Origin of the sequence: Acetobacter lovaniensis, from assembly GCF_014207635.1 — a bacterium.
Classification (GTDB): domain Bacteria; phylum Pseudomonadota; class Alphaproteobacteria; order Acetobacterales; family Acetobacteraceae; genus Acetobacter; species Acetobacter lovaniensis.
This window is the reverse complement of the sequence record NZ_JACHIE010000005.1, coordinates 117,315-138,035: the sequence shown is the minus strand read 5'-3', so window position 1 is coordinate 138,035 and position 20,721 is coordinate 117,315. Positions and strand designations below refer to the sequence as shown.

Annotated in this window: 31 protein-coding genes and 1 tRNA gene; 25 read left to right on the top strand and 7 right to left on the bottom strand. The window is 56.5% G+C overall.

The genetic code is table 11. From position 1 onward, the window contains the following. Nucleotides 1–132: 132 nt before the first annotated feature. From HNR55_RS07525 to HNR55_RS07450, 15 genes are all read left to right on the top strand, one after another. Nucleotides 133–459 carry a hypothetical protein gene (locus HNR55_RS07525; RefSeq protein ID WP_166112920.1) on the top strand — a complete coding sequence of 109 codons (327 nt, stop codon included), beginning with the start codon at nt 133–135 and terminating at the stop codon, nt 457–459. Continuing rightward, nucleotides 456–713, top strand: a complete 258-nt coding sequence (locus tag HNR55_RS07520; RefSeq protein WP_166112923.1) for a hypothetical protein — start codon at nt 456–458, stop codon at nt 711–713. The genes HNR55_RS07525 and HNR55_RS07520 overlap by 4 nt, the downstream gene beginning before the upstream one ends. Next, a complete protein-coding gene (locus HNR55_RS07515) occupies nt 710–943 on the top strand; it encodes a hypothetical protein (protein WP_166112738.1) in 234 nt (77 codons plus the stop codon). Before HNR55_RS07520 ends, HNR55_RS07515 begins: the two co-directional genes overlap by 4 nt. Continuing rightward, on the top strand, nt 943–1,284 hold the full coding sequence (locus HNR55_RS07510) for a hypothetical protein (RefSeq protein WP_166112926.1): 342 nt from the start codon (nt 943–945) through the stop codon (nt 1,282–1,284). Before HNR55_RS07515 ends, HNR55_RS07510 begins: the two co-directional genes overlap by 1 nt. After that, nucleotides 1,248–1,673, top strand: a complete 426-nt coding sequence (locus tag HNR55_RS07505; RefSeq protein WP_166112929.1) for a helix-turn-helix domain-containing protein — start codon at nt 1,248–1,250, stop codon at nt 1,671–1,673. Before HNR55_RS07510 ends, HNR55_RS07505 begins: the two co-directional genes overlap by 37 nt. Continuing rightward, nucleotides 1,670–1,813, top strand: a complete 144-nt coding sequence (locus HNR55_RS16920; protein ID WP_242005469.1) for a DUF2786 domain-containing protein — start codon at nt 1,670–1,672, stop codon at nt 1,811–1,813. The genes HNR55_RS07505 and HNR55_RS16920 overlap by 4 nt, the downstream gene beginning before the upstream one ends. Then, nucleotides 1,810–2,007 carry a helix-turn-helix transcriptional regulator gene (locus HNR55_RS07495; protein ID WP_166112932.1) on the top strand — a complete coding sequence of 66 codons (198 nt, stop codon included), beginning with the start codon at nt 1,810–1,812 and terminating at the stop codon, nt 2,005–2,007. The genes HNR55_RS16920 and HNR55_RS07495 overlap by 4 nt, the downstream gene beginning before the upstream one ends. After that, on the top strand, nt 2,004–2,501 hold the full coding sequence (locus tag HNR55_RS07490; RefSeq protein ID WP_166112935.1) for a GIL1 family protein: 498 nt from the start codon (nt 2,004–2,006) through the stop codon (nt 2,499–2,501). The genes HNR55_RS07495 and HNR55_RS07490 overlap by 4 nt, the downstream gene beginning before the upstream one ends. After that, on the top strand, nt 2,498–2,986 hold the full coding sequence (locus HNR55_RS07485) for a hypothetical protein (RefSeq protein WP_166112938.1): 489 nt from the start codon (nt 2,498–2,500) through the stop codon (nt 2,984–2,986). The genes HNR55_RS07490 and HNR55_RS07485 overlap by 4 nt, the downstream gene beginning before the upstream one ends. Then, the gene (locus tag HNR55_RS17265) at nt 2,983–3,177 is read left to right on the top strand and encodes a Lar family restriction alleviation protein (RefSeq protein ID WP_166112941.1); all 195 of its coding nucleotides are present in this window, start codon (nt 2,983–2,985) and stop codon (nt 3,175–3,177) included. Before HNR55_RS07485 ends, HNR55_RS17265 begins: the two co-directional genes overlap by 4 nt. A gap of 226 nt (nt 3,178–3,403) precedes the next feature. Next, on the top strand, nt 3,404–3,970 hold the full coding sequence (locus HNR55_RS07470) for a hypothetical protein (RefSeq protein ID WP_166112944.1): 567 nt from the start codon (nt 3,404–3,406) through the stop codon (nt 3,968–3,970). Continuing rightward, complete coding sequence (locus HNR55_RS07465) at nt 3,967–4,221, top strand: DUF3850 domain-containing protein (RefSeq protein WP_166112947.1); 255 nt, start codon at nt 3,967–3,969, stop codon at nt 4,219–4,221. Before HNR55_RS07470 ends, HNR55_RS07465 begins: the two co-directional genes overlap by 4 nt. After that, nucleotides 4,218–4,664, top strand: a complete 447-nt coding sequence (locus tag HNR55_RS07460) for a hypothetical protein (RefSeq protein ID WP_166112950.1) — start codon at nt 4,218–4,220, stop codon at nt 4,662–4,664. Before HNR55_RS07465 ends, HNR55_RS07460 begins: the two co-directional genes overlap by 4 nt. Nucleotides 4,665–4,875: 211 nt before the next feature. Continuing rightward, nucleotides 4,876–5,412: a DUF551 domain-containing protein gene (locus tag HNR55_RS07455; protein ID WP_166112953.1), complete on the top strand. Its 537-nt coding sequence runs from the start codon at nt 4,876–4,878 to the stop codon at nt 5,410–5,412. Further along, a complete protein-coding gene (locus HNR55_RS07450; protein ID WP_166112956.1) occupies nt 5,409–5,663 on the top strand; it encodes a hypothetical protein in 255 nt (84 codons plus the stop codon). Before HNR55_RS07455 ends, HNR55_RS07450 begins: the two co-directional genes overlap by 4 nt. A 6-nt stretch (nt 5,664–5,669) precedes the next feature. Here HNR55_RS07450 and HNR55_RS07445 read toward each other — a convergent pair whose 3' ends face one another. The 5 genes from HNR55_RS07445 to HNR55_RS07425 form a co-directional block, all read right to left on the bottom strand. Then, nucleotides 5,670–6,899, bottom strand: coding sequence for a tyrosine-type recombinase/integrase (locus HNR55_RS07445; RefSeq protein ID WP_166112959.1), 1,230 nt, complete (start codon nt 6,897–6,899; stop codon nt 5,670–5,672). Nucleotides 6,900–7,060: 161 nt separating this feature from the next. Continuing rightward, nucleotides 7,061–7,151 (bottom strand) — tRNA-Ser (locus tag HNR55_RS07440). A 71-nt stretch (nt 7,152–7,222) separates the two neighbouring features. Continuing rightward, complete coding sequence (locus tag HNR55_RS07435; protein WP_166112961.1) at nt 7,223–7,867, bottom strand: phosphoribosylanthranilate isomerase; 645 nt, start codon at nt 7,865–7,867, stop codon at nt 7,223–7,225. A 2-nt stretch (nt 7,868–7,869) separates the two neighbouring features. Further along, nucleotides 7,870–8,583: an orotidine-5'-phosphate decarboxylase gene (gene pyrF / locus HNR55_RS07430; protein ID WP_166112964.1), complete on the bottom strand. Its 714-nt coding sequence runs from the start codon at nt 8,581–8,583 to the stop codon at nt 7,870–7,872. Beyond that, nucleotides 8,576–8,941, bottom strand: coding sequence for a lipopolysaccharide assembly protein LapA domain-containing protein (locus tag HNR55_RS07425; protein ID WP_166112967.1), 366 nt, complete (start codon nt 8,939–8,941; stop codon nt 8,576–8,578). The genes pyrF and HNR55_RS07425 overlap by 8 nt, the downstream gene beginning before the upstream one ends. Nucleotides 8,942–9,211: 270 nt before the next feature. Between HNR55_RS07425 and pdxA the strand changes: the two genes are divergently transcribed. The 7 genes from pdxA to HNR55_RS07390 all read left to right on the top strand — a co-directional run bounded on the left by pdxA (nt 9,212) and on the right by HNR55_RS07390 (nt 14,757). Next, on the top strand, nt 9,212–10,183 hold the full coding sequence (pdxA, locus tag HNR55_RS07420) for a 4-hydroxythreonine-4-phosphate dehydrogenase PdxA (RefSeq protein WP_166112971.1): 972 nt from the start codon (nt 9,212–9,214) through the stop codon (nt 10,181–10,183). After that, nucleotides 10,180–10,902, top strand: coding sequence for a pyridoxine 5'-phosphate synthase (locus HNR55_RS07415; protein WP_166112974.1), 723 nt, complete (start codon nt 10,180–10,182; stop codon nt 10,900–10,902). The genes pdxA and HNR55_RS07415 overlap by 4 nt, the downstream gene beginning before the upstream one ends. Beyond that, the gene (locus tag HNR55_RS07410) at nt 10,903–11,235 is read left to right on the top strand and encodes a hypothetical protein (RefSeq protein ID WP_166112977.1); all 333 of its coding nucleotides are present in this window, start codon (nt 10,903–10,905) and stop codon (nt 11,233–11,235) included. A gap of 7 nt (nt 11,236–11,242) precedes the next feature. Continuing rightward, the gene (locus tag HNR55_RS07405) at nt 11,243–12,421 is read left to right on the top strand and encodes an anhydro-N-acetylmuramic acid kinase (protein WP_206752449.1); all 1,179 of its coding nucleotides are present in this window, start codon (nt 11,243–11,245) and stop codon (nt 12,419–12,421) included. Nucleotides 12,422–12,438: 17 nt separating this feature from the next. Next, on the top strand, nt 12,439–12,930 hold the full coding sequence (locus HNR55_RS07400; RefSeq protein ID WP_166112979.1) for a hypothetical protein: 492 nt from the start codon (nt 12,439–12,441) through the stop codon (nt 12,928–12,930). A 160-nt stretch (nt 12,931–13,090) separates the two neighbouring features. Then, nucleotides 13,091–13,288, top strand: coding sequence for a DUF3311 domain-containing protein (locus HNR55_RS07395; RefSeq protein ID WP_373318153.1), 198 nt, complete (start codon nt 13,091–13,093; stop codon nt 13,286–13,288). Then, the gene (locus HNR55_RS07390) at nt 13,285–14,757 is read left to right on the top strand and encodes a sodium:solute symporter family protein (RefSeq protein WP_166112982.1); all 1,473 of its coding nucleotides are present in this window, start codon (nt 13,285–13,287) and stop codon (nt 14,755–14,757) included. The genes HNR55_RS07395 and HNR55_RS07390 overlap by 4 nt, the downstream gene beginning before the upstream one ends. A gap of 86 nt (nt 14,758–14,843) precedes the next feature. Here the strand turns inward: HNR55_RS07390 and HNR55_RS07385 are convergent, their stop codons facing one another. Then, a complete protein-coding gene (locus HNR55_RS07385; protein WP_166112985.1) occupies nt 14,844–15,227 on the bottom strand; it encodes a toxin-antitoxin system protein HicB in 384 nt (127 codons plus the stop codon). Between the two features lie 114 nt (nt 15,228–15,341). Here HNR55_RS07385 and alkB point away from each other — a divergent pair, with 114 nt between their 5' ends. The 3 genes from alkB to HNR55_RS07370 all read left to right on the top strand — a co-directional run bounded on the left by alkB (nt 15,342) and on the right by HNR55_RS07370 (nt 19,796). Further along, nucleotides 15,342–16,022, top strand: coding sequence for a DNA oxidative demethylase AlkB (gene alkB, locus HNR55_RS07380; RefSeq protein ID WP_184382633.1), 681 nt, complete (start codon nt 15,342–15,344; stop codon nt 16,020–16,022). Nucleotides 16,023–16,049: 27 nt separating this feature from the next. Continuing rightward, complete coding sequence (locus HNR55_RS07375; RefSeq protein ID WP_166112988.1) at nt 16,050–17,231, top strand: serine hydrolase domain-containing protein; 1,182 nt, start codon at nt 16,050–16,052, stop codon at nt 17,229–17,231. Nucleotides 17,232–17,411: 180 nt separating this feature from the next. Then, complete coding sequence (locus tag HNR55_RS07370; RefSeq protein WP_166112991.1) at nt 17,412–19,796, top strand: TonB-dependent siderophore receptor; 2,385 nt, start codon at nt 17,412–17,414, stop codon at nt 19,794–19,796. A gap of 130 nt (nt 19,797–19,926) precedes the next feature. On the opposite strand, the gene HNR55_RS07365 is transcribed toward HNR55_RS07370, so the two are convergent. Beyond that, the gene (locus tag HNR55_RS07365) at nt 19,927–20,295 is read right to left on the bottom strand and encodes a helix-turn-helix domain-containing protein (protein ID WP_166112994.1); all 369 of its coding nucleotides are present in this window, start codon (nt 20,293–20,295) and stop codon (nt 19,927–19,929) included. Nucleotides 20,296–20,721: the final 426 nt, after the last annotated feature.

The following is a 20,721-nucleotide window of genomic DNA, read 5'->3' as shown; positions in this document are numbered from 1 at the left end:
ACGTGGCCGCGGTGGCGCCGGTGCTTTTGCCAAAGTTTTCCTCCTCGATTCTGTTGGCATATCGAGAATGGAAAAAGCGGGAGAGTACGGCAACCGTCTCTCCCGCACCTCAGACACACTGGCGGTGCGGCCATGACCAGCACCGCCCCCACACAGCCCCTGCGCCTGTCCTACGAGGACAACGAGCGCGTAAGGCGTATCTGTATCCGCGTTGCCAACCATTCCCGCGGTGGGCAGGACCGGAATATCCGCAATCGCATTTTTGACGTAACGGGAACCCTGTTGCGGGAGTGCCATCTGCGCGCCCGCCCGCTCAATCTGGACGCCATGGAGCGCGCCAGCATTGAGCAGGTTCTGTCTGACCTCTCCCTACTCCGTAAAAACCTGAACGTAGGCACCGGCTACTTCCCGCCGACCATCCGCCTGCGCTTCCAGCAGCATAATCAGGAGGCAGCATGACCTGCCCTTTAAGCGCGCAGGTTGTGGCTACGCGCCAGCGCAAAGCCGCGACCCAACGCAAGATCGGCCTGTTTCAGGCCATGGCCGATACCCTATTCATCCGTGCGGATGAGCAGGAGCGGTGGCGGGAGGCCTGCGAAGCCAGCAACAACCCCGATGGCGCAGGCACATGGCAGCGCCTGGCCAACCATACCCGGAACGAGGCGCACGAATACGTCCGCCGCATCGACCTTCTGCAAGAGAACCTGCGATGAACAGCCAGAACTTTAACACCCACCGGGCCAAGCTGGAGCAGCTGGTCCACACCCACGCCCCCAGCGACCACGTTGCCAGCGCCATGCTGCAACACATCAAGCATATGGCCGCAGCCATGCAGGCGGAGGAAGCCGAGGCCACAACCCGCCTCCACCACGCCCACACTGCGCACCGCACCCCGGCCGCGCGGATCCGCCAGTTCATTCTGGGTGAAGCGAGGGTCGCATAATGAGCAGAAAAAAACGCGCCTTGGCAGAACTGGAACAGGTATATGCCAAAATACGCAGCGATATTGATAATGCCGGGCCTGACGCTGATTTTTCATTTGTCAGTAGCCTGATTATTTCTGAAGAACGTAGCGAGCAAGTTGAAAACAAAATGGCTGTCTTTGGATGCATGGAATTTATCATTCCATGCGCTGCTGCAGCCTTTGCTGAGACTATGCGCAGCTATCAGGCAGGAAGAACCCCGGTACAGATAGCAAAGCTGGTCAATACCTACATGAATGCAGGGCAAGACCCACAGCAAAAGCCATGGGAGCAAACACCGTGCTCAACCATGAAGCATTAAACCATGCGCCAGCCCGCTCAGCACCCCGCGTTTCTACTCCTCGTTTTGGGCACAATCAGCTTTTGCGCCAGCCTGCTTGTCCTGCTGTCAGCCTGATGGCGGACGATCAGATTGATCTGGAGGATCTGCTTGGTACCAAGCGGGCCACAATGCCCAGGCAGGAACCAGAGCGCATCCGGTGGGACAAAACTCTGGGCAAGCGCATCCGCCGCCGCCGTACGCAACTTGGCCTGAGCATGGAGCGCGTGGCCGAGGCCGTAGGCTGCACCTACCAGCAGGTCCAGAAATACGAGCTGGGCCGCAACGCAATCAAAGCCGCACTGGTGCCAGTGCTGGCAGAAACACTGGCCGTGCCAGTCACATGGTTTTTCGAAAGTTCAGAGGCATGAGCAAAAAAGCGATCATGGAGCGCCTCAAAAAGCTGATGGCGCTGTCCAGATCCTCCAACGTGCATGAAGCTGCCGCCGCTATGGAGCGCGCCACGCAGCTCAAGCAGGAACAACTGGCGATTGAAGGGAGAGTAGCATGAACGCCACCCACATAGATCCGATGCTCACACGTCAGGAAGTGCAGAACATGCTCCGCATCTCATGCACCACTCTTTATCGCTGGATGGACGAAGGCATGTTTCCTTCCCCTGTGAAGTACACCAGCCGCTGCGTCCGCTGGAGGCAGAGTGATGTCCAGAACTGGCTCAACCAGAATGGACAGGTGGCAGCATGACCCAGAAACCCACCGGCGTGTTCGTGCAGTTCCCGCTGACTGAAGCCCAAGTCTCCGCATGCAGTGATGCGCGCGCGAAAGCGTGGATTGAGCAGGGCAAGCCCACAACGACATCTACGTTTGAGGCTGCGTTGCTTGCTATTGGTACGTCTGTTCATGGTGAGAAGTTAGAGGTTTGCGCAACCATCGAGCGCGAGAATGAAAGATACGTTCCGGAAGTCATTTCTTTTCGCCCAGATATTGTGCTCGTTGGAGAAAAAACTCGCCTCGTCCGCCAATCCGAAGCCAAGGCCCAGATAGCCGCGCGTGATGCTGAAATTATGCGGTTGCGGGAGGCGCTGGACGCTCTTGAAAATTCCAACAATAACTTATGCTTTATGCGTAGCAAGGACACATACCAGAGCATGCTACGTGACGGATGCAAAGACTTGCTTGAGGCCTTGGATAGAGCACGATTAGGTGCCCGTGAAGCCCTGAAGGGCGGTGCAGCATGAGCGCGACCCGTACCCGCAAGGCATGGCGCGTCACAGTGCGCGGCCATGACTTTGAAAGCACCGTCTATGCTCCAAGCGCCGGGAAGGCCCGGTATGAGGTCTTTTTAGACGTTTCGGACGTGAACGGCGGACTATCGTTCCCTGACATTAGGGTGCTGAGACACCGGGGAATGGACAGGAGCATGCCAGAGCTTCCGCCAGAGGCCGCTGGCGTCTCTAAAATGGCGCTGGAAAAGCTTCTGCATGCGTGCGGGGCAACCCGTGAGCAGCCCGAAAAGTGTGGCAGCCGGGATCATTTCTATTGCTCGAACAACGATACCGGCATGGCGGAGCTTGTAACCGCCGGGCTGATGCGCCCGAAGGGAAGCGGATGGGCAAAGGGCGAGTGCTATTTTCAGGCCACACAGCTTGGACAGATAGCGGCACGCGCCCTTTGCCCGCTTTACCGAGGTGATGACTTCGCGTGGCCAGAGGTGGCGGCATGAGCGAGGAACTGAAAAGCTGCCCATTTTGTGGGGACACTCGCGGCCTAAAGGTTTTTGGAGCGAATACAGACGATACATTGGTGCTTTCGTCTTACGTGTCATGTGAAAACTGTTATTCGGAAGGCCCAATAAAAAGAACCAGATCAGAAGCCATCACCGCATGGAACACCCGCGCAGGAGAGAAGGCGTGATCCCATTAAACATCGTTGGTTCTGATGTGGTTTTACGTGGCGGCCGTGACGGCGTGCGTGACTTGTTCGCGCGGCGCATAGACGGATGCCTTGTCACCCGCTGGGAGCCAACGCCTGATGAGCTGGCAATTCTCAACCGAGGCGGCAGCGTAGAGTTGTGGTGCGTTGGAACACGATCACATCCGCCAGTTGCGCTTCAGGTTGCCGAACATGAGGATGAACAATCGTGACCAATCCCACAAACTGGCCCAACCCCGAGCGGCCTGGTGTGCCTTTGTTTCCTGAGCGGGATGGGTGGCACTGGCTATCAAACCGTCCGGATGACACTCCTTTCCCTGCTGAGTGGTCGCATGAGGAATATTCAGACGGTCACACAGAATGGTTCTGGGACATGGGAGAAGAACAGGAAGACGCCCATGAAATGCGGACCCTTTATTATCATGGCCCGTGTCCATTCCCCAGCGCAGCAAATGAGACTGGCTGCGTCGCTCTCGACAACATCACAACCCTTACGGAGCAGGCGAGGAAGAATATCGCGGCCGCATCTGGCGCGCGAAAGATGGCAAAGGCAGTTTTCCCATTCCTGGCGGAGATCGACAGGCAAGTTATCGCCGCTCGCAATTCCATCCCCGTCCTCACCCCCGCACAAATAGCCGAGATGCTGGCGGGGGAGCGGGGGCGGTGTGCGAAAGCCATTGAGTTTTTCGAGGAAAATTACTTTGGGGCCAGTGATGGCAGTAATGCCCTGCAAGACGCTATCGGAATAATCCGCAGCCTAGGAGCCGCGCCATGAGGGCAACACACGAGCTGAAGGTTTCTCCAGTTTATTACGGCTCTTTGGTGGATCGAACAAAAACGGCTGAAGTCCGGCTTAATGACCGATGCTATCAGGTGGGTGATATTTGCGTCCTGCGTCCATATAACAAGTCTCTTGGTTTTCTGTCCGAAGGTATCGTGCGGGAGATTACGCATATTCTGTATCATCAAGAGTTTGAAGGACTTGCGCCTAACTATGTCATGCTGAGTTTTGGAGCCGCGCCATGAGGACGAGAGAGGAGCAGATTGAGAAAATAATTGAAGTAATGAAAGATTACACACTTCTGCACACTTATGGCGATGATGGGCATGGATACCCTCTTGTAGATGCACTAACACCAGATGGAAAAACTATCGATGTGGGGCAAGCTGAATGCGGAGAGTTAGCCGCTGAATTATATGATTCGGTCATTGCGCCCTACATCCTCGAAGCCGAACACCGTGCAGAACAGCGCGCGCGGGCGGAGATTGGGCGGGATAGTGAGCGGTTGGATTGGTTAGAGAGCGGATGCTGTGATGTGCGGTTCAGGTCTGAGCCAATAGCAGATACAGGCGATGCAGACGTTTATTGCGACATCATTCAGCACCATATGGCTAAACCTTATGAACGCACAATTGGTAGTGCTGAAACAATCCGATCCGCCATCGACGCAGCGCGGGAGGTGGGGTGATGCTTACAACGTCAGACCATCAAGCGTCAGCATCCGCAAAGCTCAAAGAGATAGTTGCAGATGACAAAATTCTCTGGGGCGTTGTAGCCAATGCTCGGCCGACGAGAAACAAGATGCGATGGGAGCAGGTCATGAGAGCCACAGGCAATGGCTCTACAGTATGCGCCCTTCTTTGTGTGCGTTTTGGCTTTGATCCTTACGAGGTGAAGAAATGACTGACCCAAGAATTGAGGCGGCTGTTGACGCCGTCATTAAGGCCCGTGGATGGAGGGATTGCCACTGGGGTGACGGAGCCATAGGCGGCTTCGATTACAGCACCGACAATAAAAAGCGTCACGTCATACGTGACCATGAAGCAGAAGCGCGTGAGGGGAAAACAGTCATCCTGTTTGAAACAGATGATTATGAGGAATATGAGCGCGAGTATCGCCGCGCCTGTATCCGGCGGGAAATATCAGCGGCCATCGAAGCAGCAGACGCGGCGGCTTGGAGGCCGATTGAGAGTGCGCCGAGGGATAGGACGTATGTTGATCTTTGGGTGATTAACTCAGATGGAGAGGGGCGTAGAATTACCGATGCTTATTATGGACCCATCCCACATACATGCGGAGAATACGGTCAGTATTGCGATAGCTGCCCAGACGAAGGAGATTTCTGGGTTGATGGAATATTTGGGCATCAGATTTACGGCGATATAACCCACTGGCAACCCCTACCTGCCCCGCCGAAAGATGAGGTGAAGGAATGAGCCGAGCAATTCCAACGCAATACGGATTCAAGTGGGGCGCGTGTGAAGTTTCGCGCCTTTATGACCATGGCGGCCACGTCACGATGGAACTGAAAACGGATGCCGCAAAGCTGAGTATTCGTGTCACGCCATCCGGACAGATCCGGGTTGAGCAGACGGCAGGACGCGGCTCGGCCGTAAAAATGGAAGGCATGCATGCCGAAACCATAACCATCCCAGAGGTGCGCAACGACCGGCCTATTGAAGTATGACCCCGATTAGTTAACGGGCTTTCGTTTGCCAGAAACTAATTCCTCAACTGGCACTTGTCCCTCTAAAATCAGATCATTCCACAACTGGGCAAGCTCGCGCCTTCTGGGCAGATGCAATGCCCGGTTGTAAGCGCCTGCTACCTTGTCTCTCGATACATGAGCCAGCATCAGCTCAATCACAGCATGGTCCTGCGGGTAACGCTCATTCATCGTGCTAGAAAACGTGGAGCGGAACCCATGAGGCACATGCCGCCCATGATATCCAGCCCTATTCAGTAAATATCCAAGTGCATTCTCACACATCACAGTCTTGGGGCGCCGTGTATTAGGAAAAAGGTGCGGCCAGCGTTCTGTGAATGGGCGTAACGCATTGACCACCGCAACAACGTGCGGTGTGAGCGGAACGATATGGTCCCTTCCCATTTTCATCCGCTCCTTTGGAATCACCCATACCGGATCTGATCCATCCAGTTCGTAAAACTCCTCCCATAATGCACCACGCACTTCTCCCGGCCTGACTGCCGTGAGATAGAGAAGCCTGAACGCAAGAAGTGTTACAGGGTGGGCAGCGCTACCCTCAACACGGCCGATCATTTCGCGCGCCTGCTCAAGATCAGTAATAGCGGGTTGGCGGCCACGCTGGACAGGGCGCAATGCAGCCTTAACCACAGATGCAGGGTCATTGTCAGCCCGACCTGTAGCGATGGCATGGACAAACACATCGCTCATCCGTTGGCGGACTCGGTGCGCAGTCTCAACCGCCCCCCTGTCCTCTATCTGCTTCAGGACATGCAGGACGACACGAGCAGTCATTTGCCCAGGGGGCAATGTACCGATCAAGGGGAATACATCCCGCTCAAGGCTATGGATCACATCATGGGCATGCCGAGGCCTCCATAGATCCTTGCGCTGCTCATACCATTCACGCGCAACACTCTCGAAACTATCTTCTTCACGAGCGGCTGACAGGACCGGAGCGAGCTTTCCAGCCTGCGCTGGATCAACGCCTTGGCGGATCATGTCCTTGGCATTATCACGCATGCCACGAGCCTCCCGCAGAGACACAGACGGGTAAGGGCCAAAGGTCAGGGTCTGTTCTTTGCCTCCCGACCTATAACGCATGCGCCAGAACTTCTTCCCCGTCGGCATGACATGAATGAACAGTCCCTCACTATCTGCCAAGCGATAGGCTTTGTCCTTGGGCTTTGCTGTTTTGACCCCAGTATCTGTCAGCATGCTTTCCGTTACCCACACACAGGAAAATTTTACCCACTCGTTACCCACAAAGCTGCGGGCTTATATGGAACGTAATGGGAACATATGGGAAAACAAAAACAGCAAAAAGCCCCAGAGATCAAGGCTTATGGCACTATATGGGAATTTATGGGAATCGGTTGTGGCGGAGAGAGAGGGATTCGAACCCTCGGTACGCTATTAACGTACACACGCTTTCCAAGCGTGCGCCTTAAGCCGCTCGGCCATCTCTCCAGCGCGAGGACGGTAATAGCAAGATTATCGGAACAGGCAAGAGGGAAAAGTCCTCTCTTGCCGTTTTTTCCTTAAACCCTGTTCGCCTGCCGTGCATTGCGCACAAATTGCGCAATCAAAGCAGGGTCCTTGACGCCCGGAGCACTCTCCACCCCTGACGATACATCCACATCGGGAGCGCCCGTAATTCGGATCGCTTCTGCCACGTTATTTACCCTGAGCCCTCCGGCGAGCATCCACGGGAATAAAGGCTTCCAGCCTGCCAGCATGGACCAGTCCAGCTTCTGGGCGTTTCCACCGGGACGGGTTGCCTCCTTGGGAGGACGCGGCTCTATGAGCATTTTCTGGACAGGGCAGGATGCTGGCAGGTCCGCAGCCCCCGCAACAGGGAACGAAAGCCAGACAGGTAAGCCGAATATTTGCGCAACCTGCTGTGCGCGCTCATCTGAGGCATAAATCTGCAGGACATCGAGGGCTGCATGGTCGAGAACCCGCGCAATATCCTCATCCCGTGGATGCACAAACAGGCCAACGGTTCTGGCCTGCCCCACGCCACGGGAGGCAAGCCTTGCGGCCTGCTGCGGCGTTACACAACGTGGGGAGCGATCAAAAAAAACAAAGCCAATCCAGTCTGCCCCATGTTCCACGCAGGCATCAAACCCCGCTTCCTCCGTAAGGCCGCAGATTTTAACACCTGTGTGCAATCGCTGGGGCATGTTCAGCTTTCCAGTTCCGCCATAATGGCAGCAGCAGCCGCAGCCGGTTGTGCAGCCTGCGTTATGGGGCGGCCAACCACAATCCAGTCCGCACCAGCATCCCGCGCCTGAGCGGGGGTCATGACCCGCTTCTGGTCACCTTTTGCTGCACCAGCAGGGCGGATGCCGGGCGTAACAATAACCGGGGCATTCCCCAGATCATCACGCAGCACATCCAGTTCATGCGCGGAACAGACCAGACCATCCATACCAGACTCAACGGCCAGTTTGGCCAGACGACGCACCTGTGCCCGCGCGCCATCCATAACCCCGGTTTCCGCCAATCCCTGATCATCCAGACTGGTCAGAACCGTAACGCCCAGTAGCAGAGGCCGCTGCCCTTGGGGAAAAGCCTCATCACAGGCGGTGCGGGCGGCCTCCATCATGGCGCGACCGCCAGAGGCGTGGAGGGTAAGCATACGCGGCCGCAGGTGCGACAGGGAGCGCACCGCTGCACCAACCGTATTGGGAATATCGTGCAGCTTCAGGTCCAGAAACAGCGGTGACCCACCGGCAACATCTGCCACAGCCTGAAAGCCCGCAGCGTAAGTGAACTCAAGCCCCAGTTTAATGATGCCGGACACGGGCGCCACATCCCGCACCCATTGGCGCGCCTGAGCAGGGTCCTGCGTATCCAGAGAAACAATAAGGCCGGTGCGCCGGTGTGTATTAGACATTGGAGTGCTCTTCGCTCCCTGCGGGGTTAAGCTGTGGGGTAACAACAGGCGGCCCATCAGGAACAGGCACGACGGGGGGCGCACGGTTAGCCAGCATAGCCCGCACCTGCGCCAGTTGTGCCTCCAGGTCCCGGACCTGCTGTTCGGCCCTGCGCGCCCTGCGCCCCTGCCGGAACTCCACCACCCACAGGCAGAATGCTCCAAGCAGAAAAGCCAGAGCTCCCACACTCAGTGCCAGCACACCCAGCGAGCACTTCCAGCTATATGTGAGCATCCACATATCCAGCGGGTCCTGATTACTGGCACTGAACACAACAAGTGCAAGCAGGAACGGTACAACAATTATGAGCCTGATCATGATGATGTGGTAGCCCTATCCTACGCAAAGAACAAGAATGGCAGACAAACCAGCCGCAAGGCAGCCTGTACCACCCTACCACGGTCTTTTACCCGCGTGTTGGCATAAACACATATCCCTCACGCCCCCACCAGCCGTGCATGGTCTTTGCCTGTTCTCATGCCCAGCCAAATACTCTCCCCCCCCCCCTTTACGCACAGGCTTTTCTGCGTTTCTCTGCCAGAGGTTCAGGCAAAGACAGCAACAATAACGGATAAGGAAGACACAGCCATGCTGGTTCTGACGCAGGGTGACCCGGCCAGTATTGCGCCCGAAATTACCGCCGCGGTCTGGCAGGCCCTCCGCCAGAACGGGCCTGCTTTTGTGTATGTGGGTGATCCTTCCCTGCTGGAGCGGCGCGTGCCGGTACAGACCATTCGGTACCTGTCTGATGGTGCGGATGTGTTTGGCCATGCCCTGCCGGTGCTGCCCCTGCATCTGGCAACGCCCCCCGCACCGGGGGAGCCGGACCGTCGCAATGCCGCCAGTGTTCTTGAGAGCATTCGCCTTGCCACGGAACTCACCCTGAGCGGGGAGGCCTCGGCCATGATCACCAACCCGATCAGCAAGGAAGTTGTGCAAGGATCGGGCTTCCGGCACCCCGGGCATACGAGCTATCTGGCAGAACTCTGCCAGACACCGGGGGATGAGGTCATGCTTCTGGCTGGCCCTTCGCTCAAGGTCGTGCCCATTACCGTGCATGTGGCGCTGCGGGATGCCATTGCCCAGCTTTCCACTGAACTGATCATCCGCACGGCCCGCACGGTTGCTGCCGGTCTGCAACGTGACTTTGGCCTGTCCCACCCCAGACTGGCCTTTGCGGGCCTGAACCCCCATGCAGGCGAACACGGGCTAATGGGGCAGGAGGAGCAGGAGATTATTCTCCCCGCCATAAATACCCTGCGCAATGAAGGGCTGCACGTAAGCGGCCCCCTGCCGCCGGATACCATGTTCACCCCCCATGCCCGCGCACAATACGATGTTGCCCTGTGCATGTACCATGATCAGGGGCTGATCCCGCTCAAGACACTGGATATGGCCGAAGGCGTAAACGTAACCCTTGGCCTGCCCATTATCCGCACATCGCCAGACCACGGGACGGCATTTGACATAGCGGGCCAGAACAAGGCAGACCCACGCAGCTTGGCAGCGGCCATAAGGCTGGCCGCAACACTGGCCGCGAACAGAAGGAAAAATGCATGAGACCGGCCATCAGGCTTGGCGTCAACATTGACCATGTTGCCACCGTCCGTAACGCCCGTGGGGGCCAGCACCCCGACCCCGTAGCCGCAGCCCTGCTGGCCGTGCAGTCCGGAGCAGATGGCATAACAGCCCACCTGCGCGAAGACCGCCGCCATATCCGCGATACAGACCTTGAGCGCCTGCGCACCGAGGTAGACGCCCCCCTGAACATGGAAATGGCCGCAACGCAGGAAATGCTCGGCATTGCCCAGAACCTGCGCCCCCATGCCTGCTGCCTTGTGCCCGAACGCCGCGAGGAACTGACAACCGAAGGCGGGCTGGACGTCGCTGGCCAGTCCTCGGTGCTGACACCCAAGGTCCACGCGCTCAAGGGCTGGGGGATCCGGGTGTCCCTGTTCATAGACCCCGACCCCGCACAGATTGCCGCGGCAGCCGCCACAGGCGCACAGGTTGTGGAACTGCATACCGGCGCTTATGCACAGGGCCGGGCGAGGGAGCTTGAACGCCTGCAACACGCCGCCGCACAGGCAGCCAGCCTTGGGTTGGAAGTGCATGCAGGTCACGGCCTGACTTACGAGAATGTCGGACCTGTTGCAGCCCTAGCCCCTGTGCGGGAACTGAATATCGGCCATTTTCTGATCGGTCAGGCCATTTTTGACGGGCTGCCAACGGTTATCCAGACCATGCGCGCCCATATAGACAAAGCAGCAGGACACTAAATGGAAGAGCAGGGCTACAAGACGCCAAAGGCGCTCATGGCTGCGGTTGTGGGCATGGGCGTGCTGATTATTGTCGGTGTGGTTGTTCTGGTAGGTGTGGTCATCCACCGCATGAATGCCCCCCACCAACCTGCCCTTGCCAGTGCCATCCCGCTAACGGACGCCCGCAACGCCCACCTTGCCCTCGGGCCGGACGAGCACATGCTGGCCATAACCCGCGTGCATGATGACCTGCTGGCCATCCAGATTGCGAGCAGGGAGCACGAGCGGATCATGCTGTGGAATGTGGCCACCGGGCAGGTTCAGCCCGGGCTGGAAACCACACAGCCCTGATGCGCTAATGCCTGCATCCCCTCCCCTGTTTGCGCCAGATGGCGACCTGAACGCACTGGGCCTGATGAGCGGCACATCGCTCGACGGGGTGGATGCAGCCCTCATCCGCACGGATGGCATATCCGTGACCGCCCACGGCCCATCGCTGACGTTGCCCTACCCCGCGCACATACGCCAGAATCTGCGCCAACTGCTTGATCGTGCGCCTACCCTTACCCCCGATAATGCCGCACTCAAGGAAGCGGAACATGCCCTGACACTGGTGCATGTGCAGGCCGTGCAACGCCTGCGCGAACTTGCCCCGGACTGGACGGTGGATGTTGTGGGCTTTCATGGCCAGACCATTCTGCATCAGCCCGGCCGTACATGGCAGATCGGGGATGCAGCCTGCCTCTCTGCCCAGACTGACCTGCCCGTGGTGCATGATTTTAGAAGCGCTGATGTTGCCGCAGGGGGAGAAGGGGCGCCTCTGGTCCCGCTTTACCACGCGGCCCTGCTCCGTAACCGACCTTACCCCGTTGCAGCGCTCAATATTGGTGGCGTTGCCAATCTTACCCTTGTCACCCGTGATGGGCACATTCTTGCGTGTGATACCGGGCCGGGGAACGCCCTGCTGGATGACTGGGCCTACCAGCACACCGGCATACCGTGCGACACCAATGGCCAACTGGCGCGTCAGGGTACCGCCGACCCTGCTCTGGTGGACCGCCTCCTTGCGCATCCCTTCTTCCATAAACCTGCCCCCAAATCGCTCGACCGGATGAGCTTCCATTCCGCTCTGGCGCAGGTCGGGGCACTGGGTGCGGCGGATGGTGCGGCAACGCTTACCGCTTTTACTGCGCAGAGCATCGCCCGCACCCTGCTACCAGAACAGCCGCGGGAATGGTTTGTCTGCGGGGGAGGCAGGCACAACCCGGCTCTTATGGCGGCGCTGGCGCAGGCCCTGCCCGGCACCCTCTACCCGGCCGAACAGCTTGGCTGGAACGGGGATGCACTGGAGGCGGAATGTTTTGGCTTTCTGGCGGTGCGCAGCCTGGCCGGGTTGCCTCTTTCCCTCCCCACGACAACGGGTGTACCATCCCCCCAGACAGGTGGGCGGCTGACCTGCATGAGCATTACGCCGTGGGCGCGTCGGCTCTGGCCGGGAGCACACACGAACAGCCCTCCCCCACCCCATTCAGACTGACAGGAAAGACCTTCTTGATGAAACGTTTTTTCGCGCTTTGCATCATTTTGCCCAGCCTGGGTTCCATCGCCGTGCAACACACTGCCGCAGCCCAGACCATGCTGGATAACAGCGCCCAAAAAGCATCACCTTTTGTCAAGGAAACGCTTAAATCGCTGACAACGCGTTTTTCCAGCGCACACCCCAAGTTCCGCAGGCTGAGTGTGCATACCAACAGCGACAAGAAACAGGTTGTCTGCGGGCAGGTCAGCCTGAGCGAAAACAAGGCTCCCGCCGAAGATAGTTTTCAGTCCTTTGGAGCAGCGGAGGATTCGGAACAGCCGGTCGTGTACGAAGCCCGACCCATTCCCACCACACTGGACTCGCGTGAAGCCAAGCAGTGGATCAATCAGGGGGCTGATCTGGAGGAACTGGAGGAACTGGGCTGCGTGCCAGAAGGCAGTTACCGCCAGTACGGAGACAGCCTGAGCAAAGTGATACAGGACCGCAAGATCAACACCACGCGCTAACCCTTCTGCCCCTGCCTATGACAATCGCGTTATAACAGGGGCATATCTGATGCGCAAAAAACACAATTCTGATTATACTCGCCTGAAATCGCTTCAGGCGTAATTGACATAGACCGGTTTCCATCGGCATGTTCTGTCGGTTGCGAACAAAAATAACAAAATAACCCGGTTTCACGAAATGAAATATCTCAACCTCCTCCTTCTGCTACCCTTTCTGGGTTTGCTCTGGACACCGCTGTATGATCGGCACGATCCGGTCCTGCTCGGGTTTCCCTTCTTTTACTGGTACCAGTTCGCCTGGGTTCCGGTGACATCCGTCCTGATCTGGGTGGTCTGGAAAAAAGGAAACCGCGCGTGAGCACGATCAATCCATGGGCGCTTGGCGTCTTTATCCTTTTCTTTGCCGCAACCATTGTGATCGGGTCTTCCATCCAGTGGATACGCGGGCTGTTCAGCAAAAAAAACAATGCCACCTCGCATGAGGAATGGTCACTGGGCGGGCGTGAGTTTGGCCCCTGGGTTACGTGGTTTCTGGTCGGCGGGGATTTTTACACGGCCTATACCGTTATTGCCGTACCTGCACTGGTTTATGCTGCGGGCGCTTACGGTTTTTTTGCGCTGCCCTACACCATTATCGTGTATCCGTTCATTTTTATCGTTATGCCCAAACTGTGGAAAATCGCGCGTGAAGGCGGGCATGCCACAGCCGCCGATATTGTGCGTGCCCGCTTTGACAGCCGCGCGCTGGAAGTTGTTGTCGCACTCACCGGGCTTGTGGCCGTCATGCCCTATATTGCCTTGCAGCTTATTGGGATCCGCACCGTTATTCAGGCACTTGGGCTGCCGGGGGACCTGCCCCTGATCATCGCCTTCCTGTCCTTGGCCGCCTATACGTGGCTGGGTGGGCTGCATGCCCCGGCCCTGACCGCATTTATCAAGGATATCATGATCTATATTGCCGTGCTTGTGGCAGTTACGGTCATTCCGCTGCACACAGGCGGGTATGGAGCGCTTTTCACCTCGGTTGAACACGCCCAGACCATGCTCAAACCCGGTCAGGGCCTGCCTTATGCAACGCTTGCCCTTTCCTCTGCACTGGCAGCCTTTTTGTACCCGCACACACTTACGGGTATTCTGGCATCCCGCTCGGCGGACACCATTCGCCAGAATGCAGTGTTCCTGCCCGTTTACACCATTGTGCTGGGCCTGATTGCCATGCTGGGCTTTATGGCGCATGCCGCTGGAATTATCACAACCAATAATTCCATGGTTGTGCCCATGCTGTTCCAGAAAGTGTTTCCCGCGTGGTTTGCGGGCTTCTGTCTGGCAGCCATTGCTGTTGGCGCACTTGTACCCGCAGCCGTTATGGCCATTGGGGCAGCAAACCTTGTAACCAGCAACCTGCTCCCTACTCAGAAAAACCCTGTGCGCACCAGCCGCCTGACCTCGCTTGTGGTCAAACTGGGCGCTCTGGTGTGCGTGCTGTTTTTGAATGCACAGTTCGCCATTGACTTCCAGCTCCTTGGCGGCGTGTTCATTCTCCAGACCTTTCCCGCACTTATTCTGGGTCTGCTCAAAATACGCTTTTCCGCCACGGCCATGCTGGCAGGCTGGCTGATTGGCACCGTGTTTGGGGTCAGCCTGTGCTGGATGGATGGACTTAAGCCCATTCACCCGGTTAACTTTGGCCTGTTCTCGGGCAATGTTTCCACGGGTCTGCTGGCCCTTGGGGTCAATGTGATTATTGTTGTTGTGGTTTCGGCTCTTTATCCAGCCAAAAAGACAGCCATCGTGGCAGACCACGACAATGTGGAAGAACCGGCCTAAACACCGGCCCACACGCTACACAGCAAAAAGGGATGCTCCCGGCAGGGCGCATCCCTTTTTTTATGGGCTCAGAAACTGGCGCTGCCTTACAGGCTAAGCAGAATAGCCGGAGCAGATTTTCCCTCACCGGGCTGAAAAGTCCTGACCTGCTCACGCACGACATCATACAAATCTATGCCGCACTGGCGGGCAGGTTCGGCCATCTGCTCATAAATCTCTTCCAGCAGATAGGTTTTCTGGGCATCACCGCTCAAAAGCAAAGGGGAGCGCCGGTTGCTCTGGCACAGGTGCAAAAAGGACCGTAATGCCGCCTCGCCCTGCGGTTCCAGCCCGGCGACGGTGCTTGCAAAAAAATCCACCTCCGCATTCAACCCGACAAATACCCCCCGAAAAACCGCGTGTGGCACCTGATAACTGATAAGAGCGGGAATACCGCCAATAAGCATAATATCCTGTGCTGATGGGGGCATGGGGACTGTCTGGCTCCTTGCAAGCGGGGGCAGTGTTTGGCAATGCTGATAGCATTCTTCTGTCCTGTGCCAAAGAGTGTGCGGGGTCGCAAACGGTTTTCATCAGGAGCCGCCATGACACACCCCCAGAACCCCGCCAGACAATTGGACCTGCTGCTGCCAGACAACCGCCCCGACCGAGAGGTTCTCGAACCCGGCGCCCTGCTCCTGCGCCAGTTTGTCGCGTCTTCTGCCGCCATTTATTTACAGGCTTTGCATGCGGTAGCCGAACAGGCACCTTTCCGCCACATGCACACTCCCGGTGGGGGCACCATGTCTGCCGCCATGACCAGTTGCGGAGCACTGGGCTGGGTCAGTTCCACGCAGGGCTACACTTACACCCCAGTGGATCCGCTGAGCCAGCAACCATGGCCTGCCATGCCTGCCAGCCTTTTTGCCCTTGCACGCAATGCCGCACAAACAGCCGGGTATCCCGGTTTTACCCCCAATGCCTGCCTGCTCAACTGTTATCAGGATGGTGCCCATATGGGGCTGCATCAGGACAGGGATGAAGGGGACATGAAGCAGCCTGTTGTTTCACTCTCGCTCGGGCGGACTGGTATTTTTATGTGGGGTGGACAAAACCGGCGCGACAGGGTGCGCACATTTGCCCTGGAGCATGGGGATGTTCTGGTCTGGGGTGGCCCTGCCCGCCTGCACTACCACGGTATTAAAGGGCTTGCCCCTGCCCCGCACCCGATCACGGGGCTGACGCGCTACAACATAACCTTCCGCCATGTTGTGGCACCTTCCTGATCCCTTTTCTGGCCCGGAGAACCCGACATGCCCTTGCGCACCCTGCTGACCCGCCGCAAAGCCCTGCATGCAGGGCTGGCGCAGGCCGCCTGCCTTGCGGGTCTGTACCACCCGGCTTATGCCCAGCAAACCCCGTCCGCCCCCTTTGCCCCGGTGGAAGAGATTTTCCGCAAGGCCATACAGAATGGCAAAATGCCCGGAGCCGTTGCCGCCATAGGCCATGAAGGCCGCATGGTGTGGCGCGGTGTTTTTGGGCAGCGCAGTCTGCTCCCCCAAGAGGAAGCCATGACATGGGATACCATTTTTGACATGGCCTCCCTGACCAAGGTTCTGATAACGGCTCCTTCGGTCATGCAGTTTTATGAGCGGGGCCTTATCGCGCTGGATACACCGGCCTGCCATTACCTTCCCGCATTTGCGGCTAATGGCAAGCAGGACATTACCATCCGCCAGCTTCTCACGCACTATTCCGGTCTTGCGCCCGATCTGGACCTGAGTTTTGCATGGCAGGGCAAGCAGAGAGGGGTGCAGATGCTCATGAACAGCGCGCCCCAAACCCCGCCAGGCGAACAGTTTGTATATAGCGACCTCAACTTTATCACGCTGGGCCTGATTGTGGAGCATCTGTCTGGCCAGACCCTTGCCACATATGCCATGGAGCATGTTCTTAACCCCCTTGGTTTACACAATTCTTTTTTTCTTCCTGCCCCATCATACCTAAGTATTATCGCGCCCACACAATATGATGAAAGCGGGCATATGCTGCGCGGCATTGTACACGACCCAACAACCCGGCGCATGGGTGGGGTCGCAGGGCATGCGGGGCTGTTTTCCTGCGCGCAGGATACAGTCGCTTACACACAGGCCATGCTGAACAAGCTGGCGGGCCTGCCCTCGGCTTTTCCGCTACAGGCAGAAACCCTCTACCTTATGTCCACCCCCCAGCAACCCGCTGGCAAAACCGACCTGCGCGGGTTGGGGTGGGATATAGCAACCCATTACTCGACGGCCCGTGGGGCTTACTTTCCTTCCTCCTCTTTTGGCCATACCGGTTTTACCGGCACGTCCCTCTGGCTGGTGCCCAACACCCGTAGTTTTGTGATGATTCTGACAAACCGCGTACACCCGCATGGGCAAGGCAATGTGGTCGCCCTACGTCGGGATGTCGCCACAGCCGCGGCACTGGCTCTGCGCACACTGGACCATTAAAATCCGGGTTTTCCGCCATTTTCGAGGAAGGTAGAGCGGGTGTGTCATTCCTGCACCACCCGATGGTTATATTCGCCCATATATAGGTTTATGTGTGAGCGTATATAGACAGACCCCTTACGCGCCCGGCAAAACAGTCATCCCCCTTGTGCCCCTCTCTACCCCGGATGAGCCTGATCCATGCACGACCGTTTCCATATATTTTTCGCCACAGGAACATTTAGCGCGCTACTGCTCACGACTTCAGCACTGGCGGCAGAACCTGTAACCCCAGGGCAACAGAGCACCACCGGCAAGCAGACTTCCATTAAGGCATCCGCTTCCTCCCCCCCCAAAATCACCGCCCCTCAAACAGCCAAAACCATGGCCCCTATTGCCGGGATTCTGGATGGCTCGAACGGTGAAACCATCAATGTACATGGTCACCATGCCGCAGACGGCACCAGCGCCAGATACATGAACAAGATTGTCTATCTTGGCCCACTGGGAAACCGGGACACACTGGATACGCCCTACTCCGTTATGGGTGTGCCGCATGACGTTGTGGTCAACCAGCAGATCCGCAACATTAATGACATGGCGCAGTATCTGCCCTCTGTTCAGCTCGAAATTCGCGGGGACCCCAATACTTCCCGCCCGCAGTCACGCGGGTTTGAGGCCGATGTCTGGTCCAACTCCCGTCTGGATGGGTTGAACGTGGTTTCCACCACCCCCTATGCAGGGGAATGGGTGGATAACCTGCAGGTGCTCAATGGTCTGTCCGGTGCAATGTATGGCCCCCAGAACCCTGCAGGCATGTTTGAATACACGCTCAAACGCCCCACGGACCGACGAACCGAACGCCTTTCCGTTGGTGTGGATTCCATCGGCACACCCACGGTTAACGGTGATATCTCAGGCCGGATAGGCAGGAATGGCTGGTTTGGTTACCGGCTGAACATGCTGCATGCCAATGGCACGGCCTATACACAGGACAGTTGGATACGGCGTGAGATGGTCAGCGGTGACTTTGACATCCATCTGGATGACAAAACCGTTATTGAACTCGACGCCAGCCATTATACTTACGTTGAGCGCGGCACAGCCCCTGGCTTTGCAGTGCAGGAAACACCATCAAAAGCGCTTCCGTCTTATGTCAGCGCCCTCCCCACTGCTCCGGACCTGAGCAAACCCTATCTGGGGCAGGACTGGAGCGGCTATAATATGGAAACCAACACTTTTCTGGCCAAGATCAAGCACGAGATCAACAAAGACTGGAGCTTTACACTCGGCGGATTATATCAGGATGCCGCGCGCCAGTCTTTCGCTTCAAACGATACGCTTATCAATAATATTGGTGGCTACACCCAGTCTGTAACGGCTGCTGCAACAGCAAATGACTTCCGTACCGGCAGTAATATGGCGTATTTTAACGGGCGTGTTTATACAGGCCCTATCAAGCATGATCTGGTCATTGGTACAAATGGCTACATGTCAGGGACCTATAACCCGACCACACCTGGCACAACCGTAAATACGGTAACGGCGGCCGATCATGCCAGCATCTACAATCCCATCAAAGTCGATGGCAAACAGCCTTATTATCATGGACGTTGGGAATCAGGACGGATCACAACACAGTCCTTTATTATTGGTGACACAGTGACATTTAATAAACACTGGTCAATTCTAGGCACACTGGGCTGGAGCTGGATAGACCAGAGAAGCCCCAAAAACAAAGCAGTACCCAGTCCTTTGGAAAAATCCGTTCAGGCCAGTGCTGCTTTCAGCCCGACTGTCAGCCTGCTCTATAAACCAACTGACAATCAGACCCTTTATTTCACTTATGCCCGCTCGGTCGAGCCCGGCGCTGTAGCCAATGCTTCCAATTCCAATGCGTACCAAACACAGCCTTTGATCCGCCCTGAAGAGTATGAAGTTGGATACAAACTCCGCTACGGGAAAATGCAGTTTAACGTTGCAGGTTTCCGCATGACATCAAAATACGCGGCAAGCTACTGCCCCAACGGCTCTACCTGCACCAATCCCGGTACCGGAGCACAGTTGCCGCTGGAATATGGTTACGTTGGAACACAGCGCAACTATGGTGTGGAAGCTCAGATTTCTGGCGAGGTACTGCCTAACCTGTCTGTTCTGGCAGGTGTAACCTGGCTTGATGCGGAACTCATCAATAGTAAAACAAGCAAATATAATAATAAGGAAATCATAGGAGCAGCCCCGCTACAGGCTAACATGCTGCTGGATTACCGGCTGCCAGCATCCCTCGGCTCCTTTGCTTCTGGCTGGGCATTCAATGCCAATGTGCACTACATGGGCAACCGTGCCGCAAACCTGACCAATACGCTTCATACAGGCTCCTACACCACGCTGGACCTTGGCACGCGTTACGCCTTCAATGTTGTCCGGTTCCCGTGGGTGGTGCGTTTTGGCGTCAGCAACGCCACAAACGAACGGTACTGGGCGTCGGTTTTTGCAGGCTCGCCCGGCGCGGTGTCCAACACACCCGAAACACTTTATGCAGGTCTCCCGCGCATCTACCACTTCACCCTTTCCATGGAATTCTGAATAATTTAGGGTTGAGTCGGGGTTTTTCCCTTCTCAACCCTGTTTCCAGATGCACGCGCATACGCCAGACCTGCAACGTCCACGCGATGGAAACAGCGTTTTCCCGGACTGCCAGAATAACTGAAAAAAATTACCCCTCCAGATTGACTGTTCTCGCCTGCCGCTCCATCCACTTCTGGGCCGAGACTTTGCGCGAGGCATCAAGCATCCGGTAAAGTGAGACCATATCCCGCTCATCAGGCGAGACGATCAGGTCAATATCTTCCTGCACATAACCAGTCAGAAACACTTCTGGCTCCACATGCAACAGTGCCGCCAGCTTGGGAATATGCTTGCGCGCACTTCCCTCACGCCCCGTTTCCCAGAATGCTATGGCAGGGCGTGACACACCTAGGGCATCAGCAACCTGCTGTTGCGTAAGGCCCGCAGTTTTACGAAGAATTTTGATCCGCTGACCAAGTTCAACACTCGGCGAGATAACATAGTCCCGTGGAGCCATCTTAATTCCTCCATTTTACCACGCTGTGGCAGAATGCTTTTCCGGAAAAAATTCGTACCACATTACAAAATACACAGAGCGTACGTTGCTCCTCCTCAAACCCATGAGGGAAGCAGATAATCAATTAAGGTGGTGCATGTCTGTTATGATTATAACACGGGATAAATCATGTGCAACAAATTACAGGCGCTTAATTTTTAAAATGTCTTTCCATGATCGAATTCTTGTGCCAGCACGTTGTACGCCTGCACCGGAAAATAGAAAAATAAGTGTTATTTTTCTATTTATTTGTTGCTATACTAAAGAAGATATAAAATCAGGCATCAGGACTCATAGCCCGCTGGCCATGCCTGCCCCGACATTACCTGAACTTTAAAAATAAAATCACTCCAGCCCATTTCCTACACATAAATGCACGTAAAGACT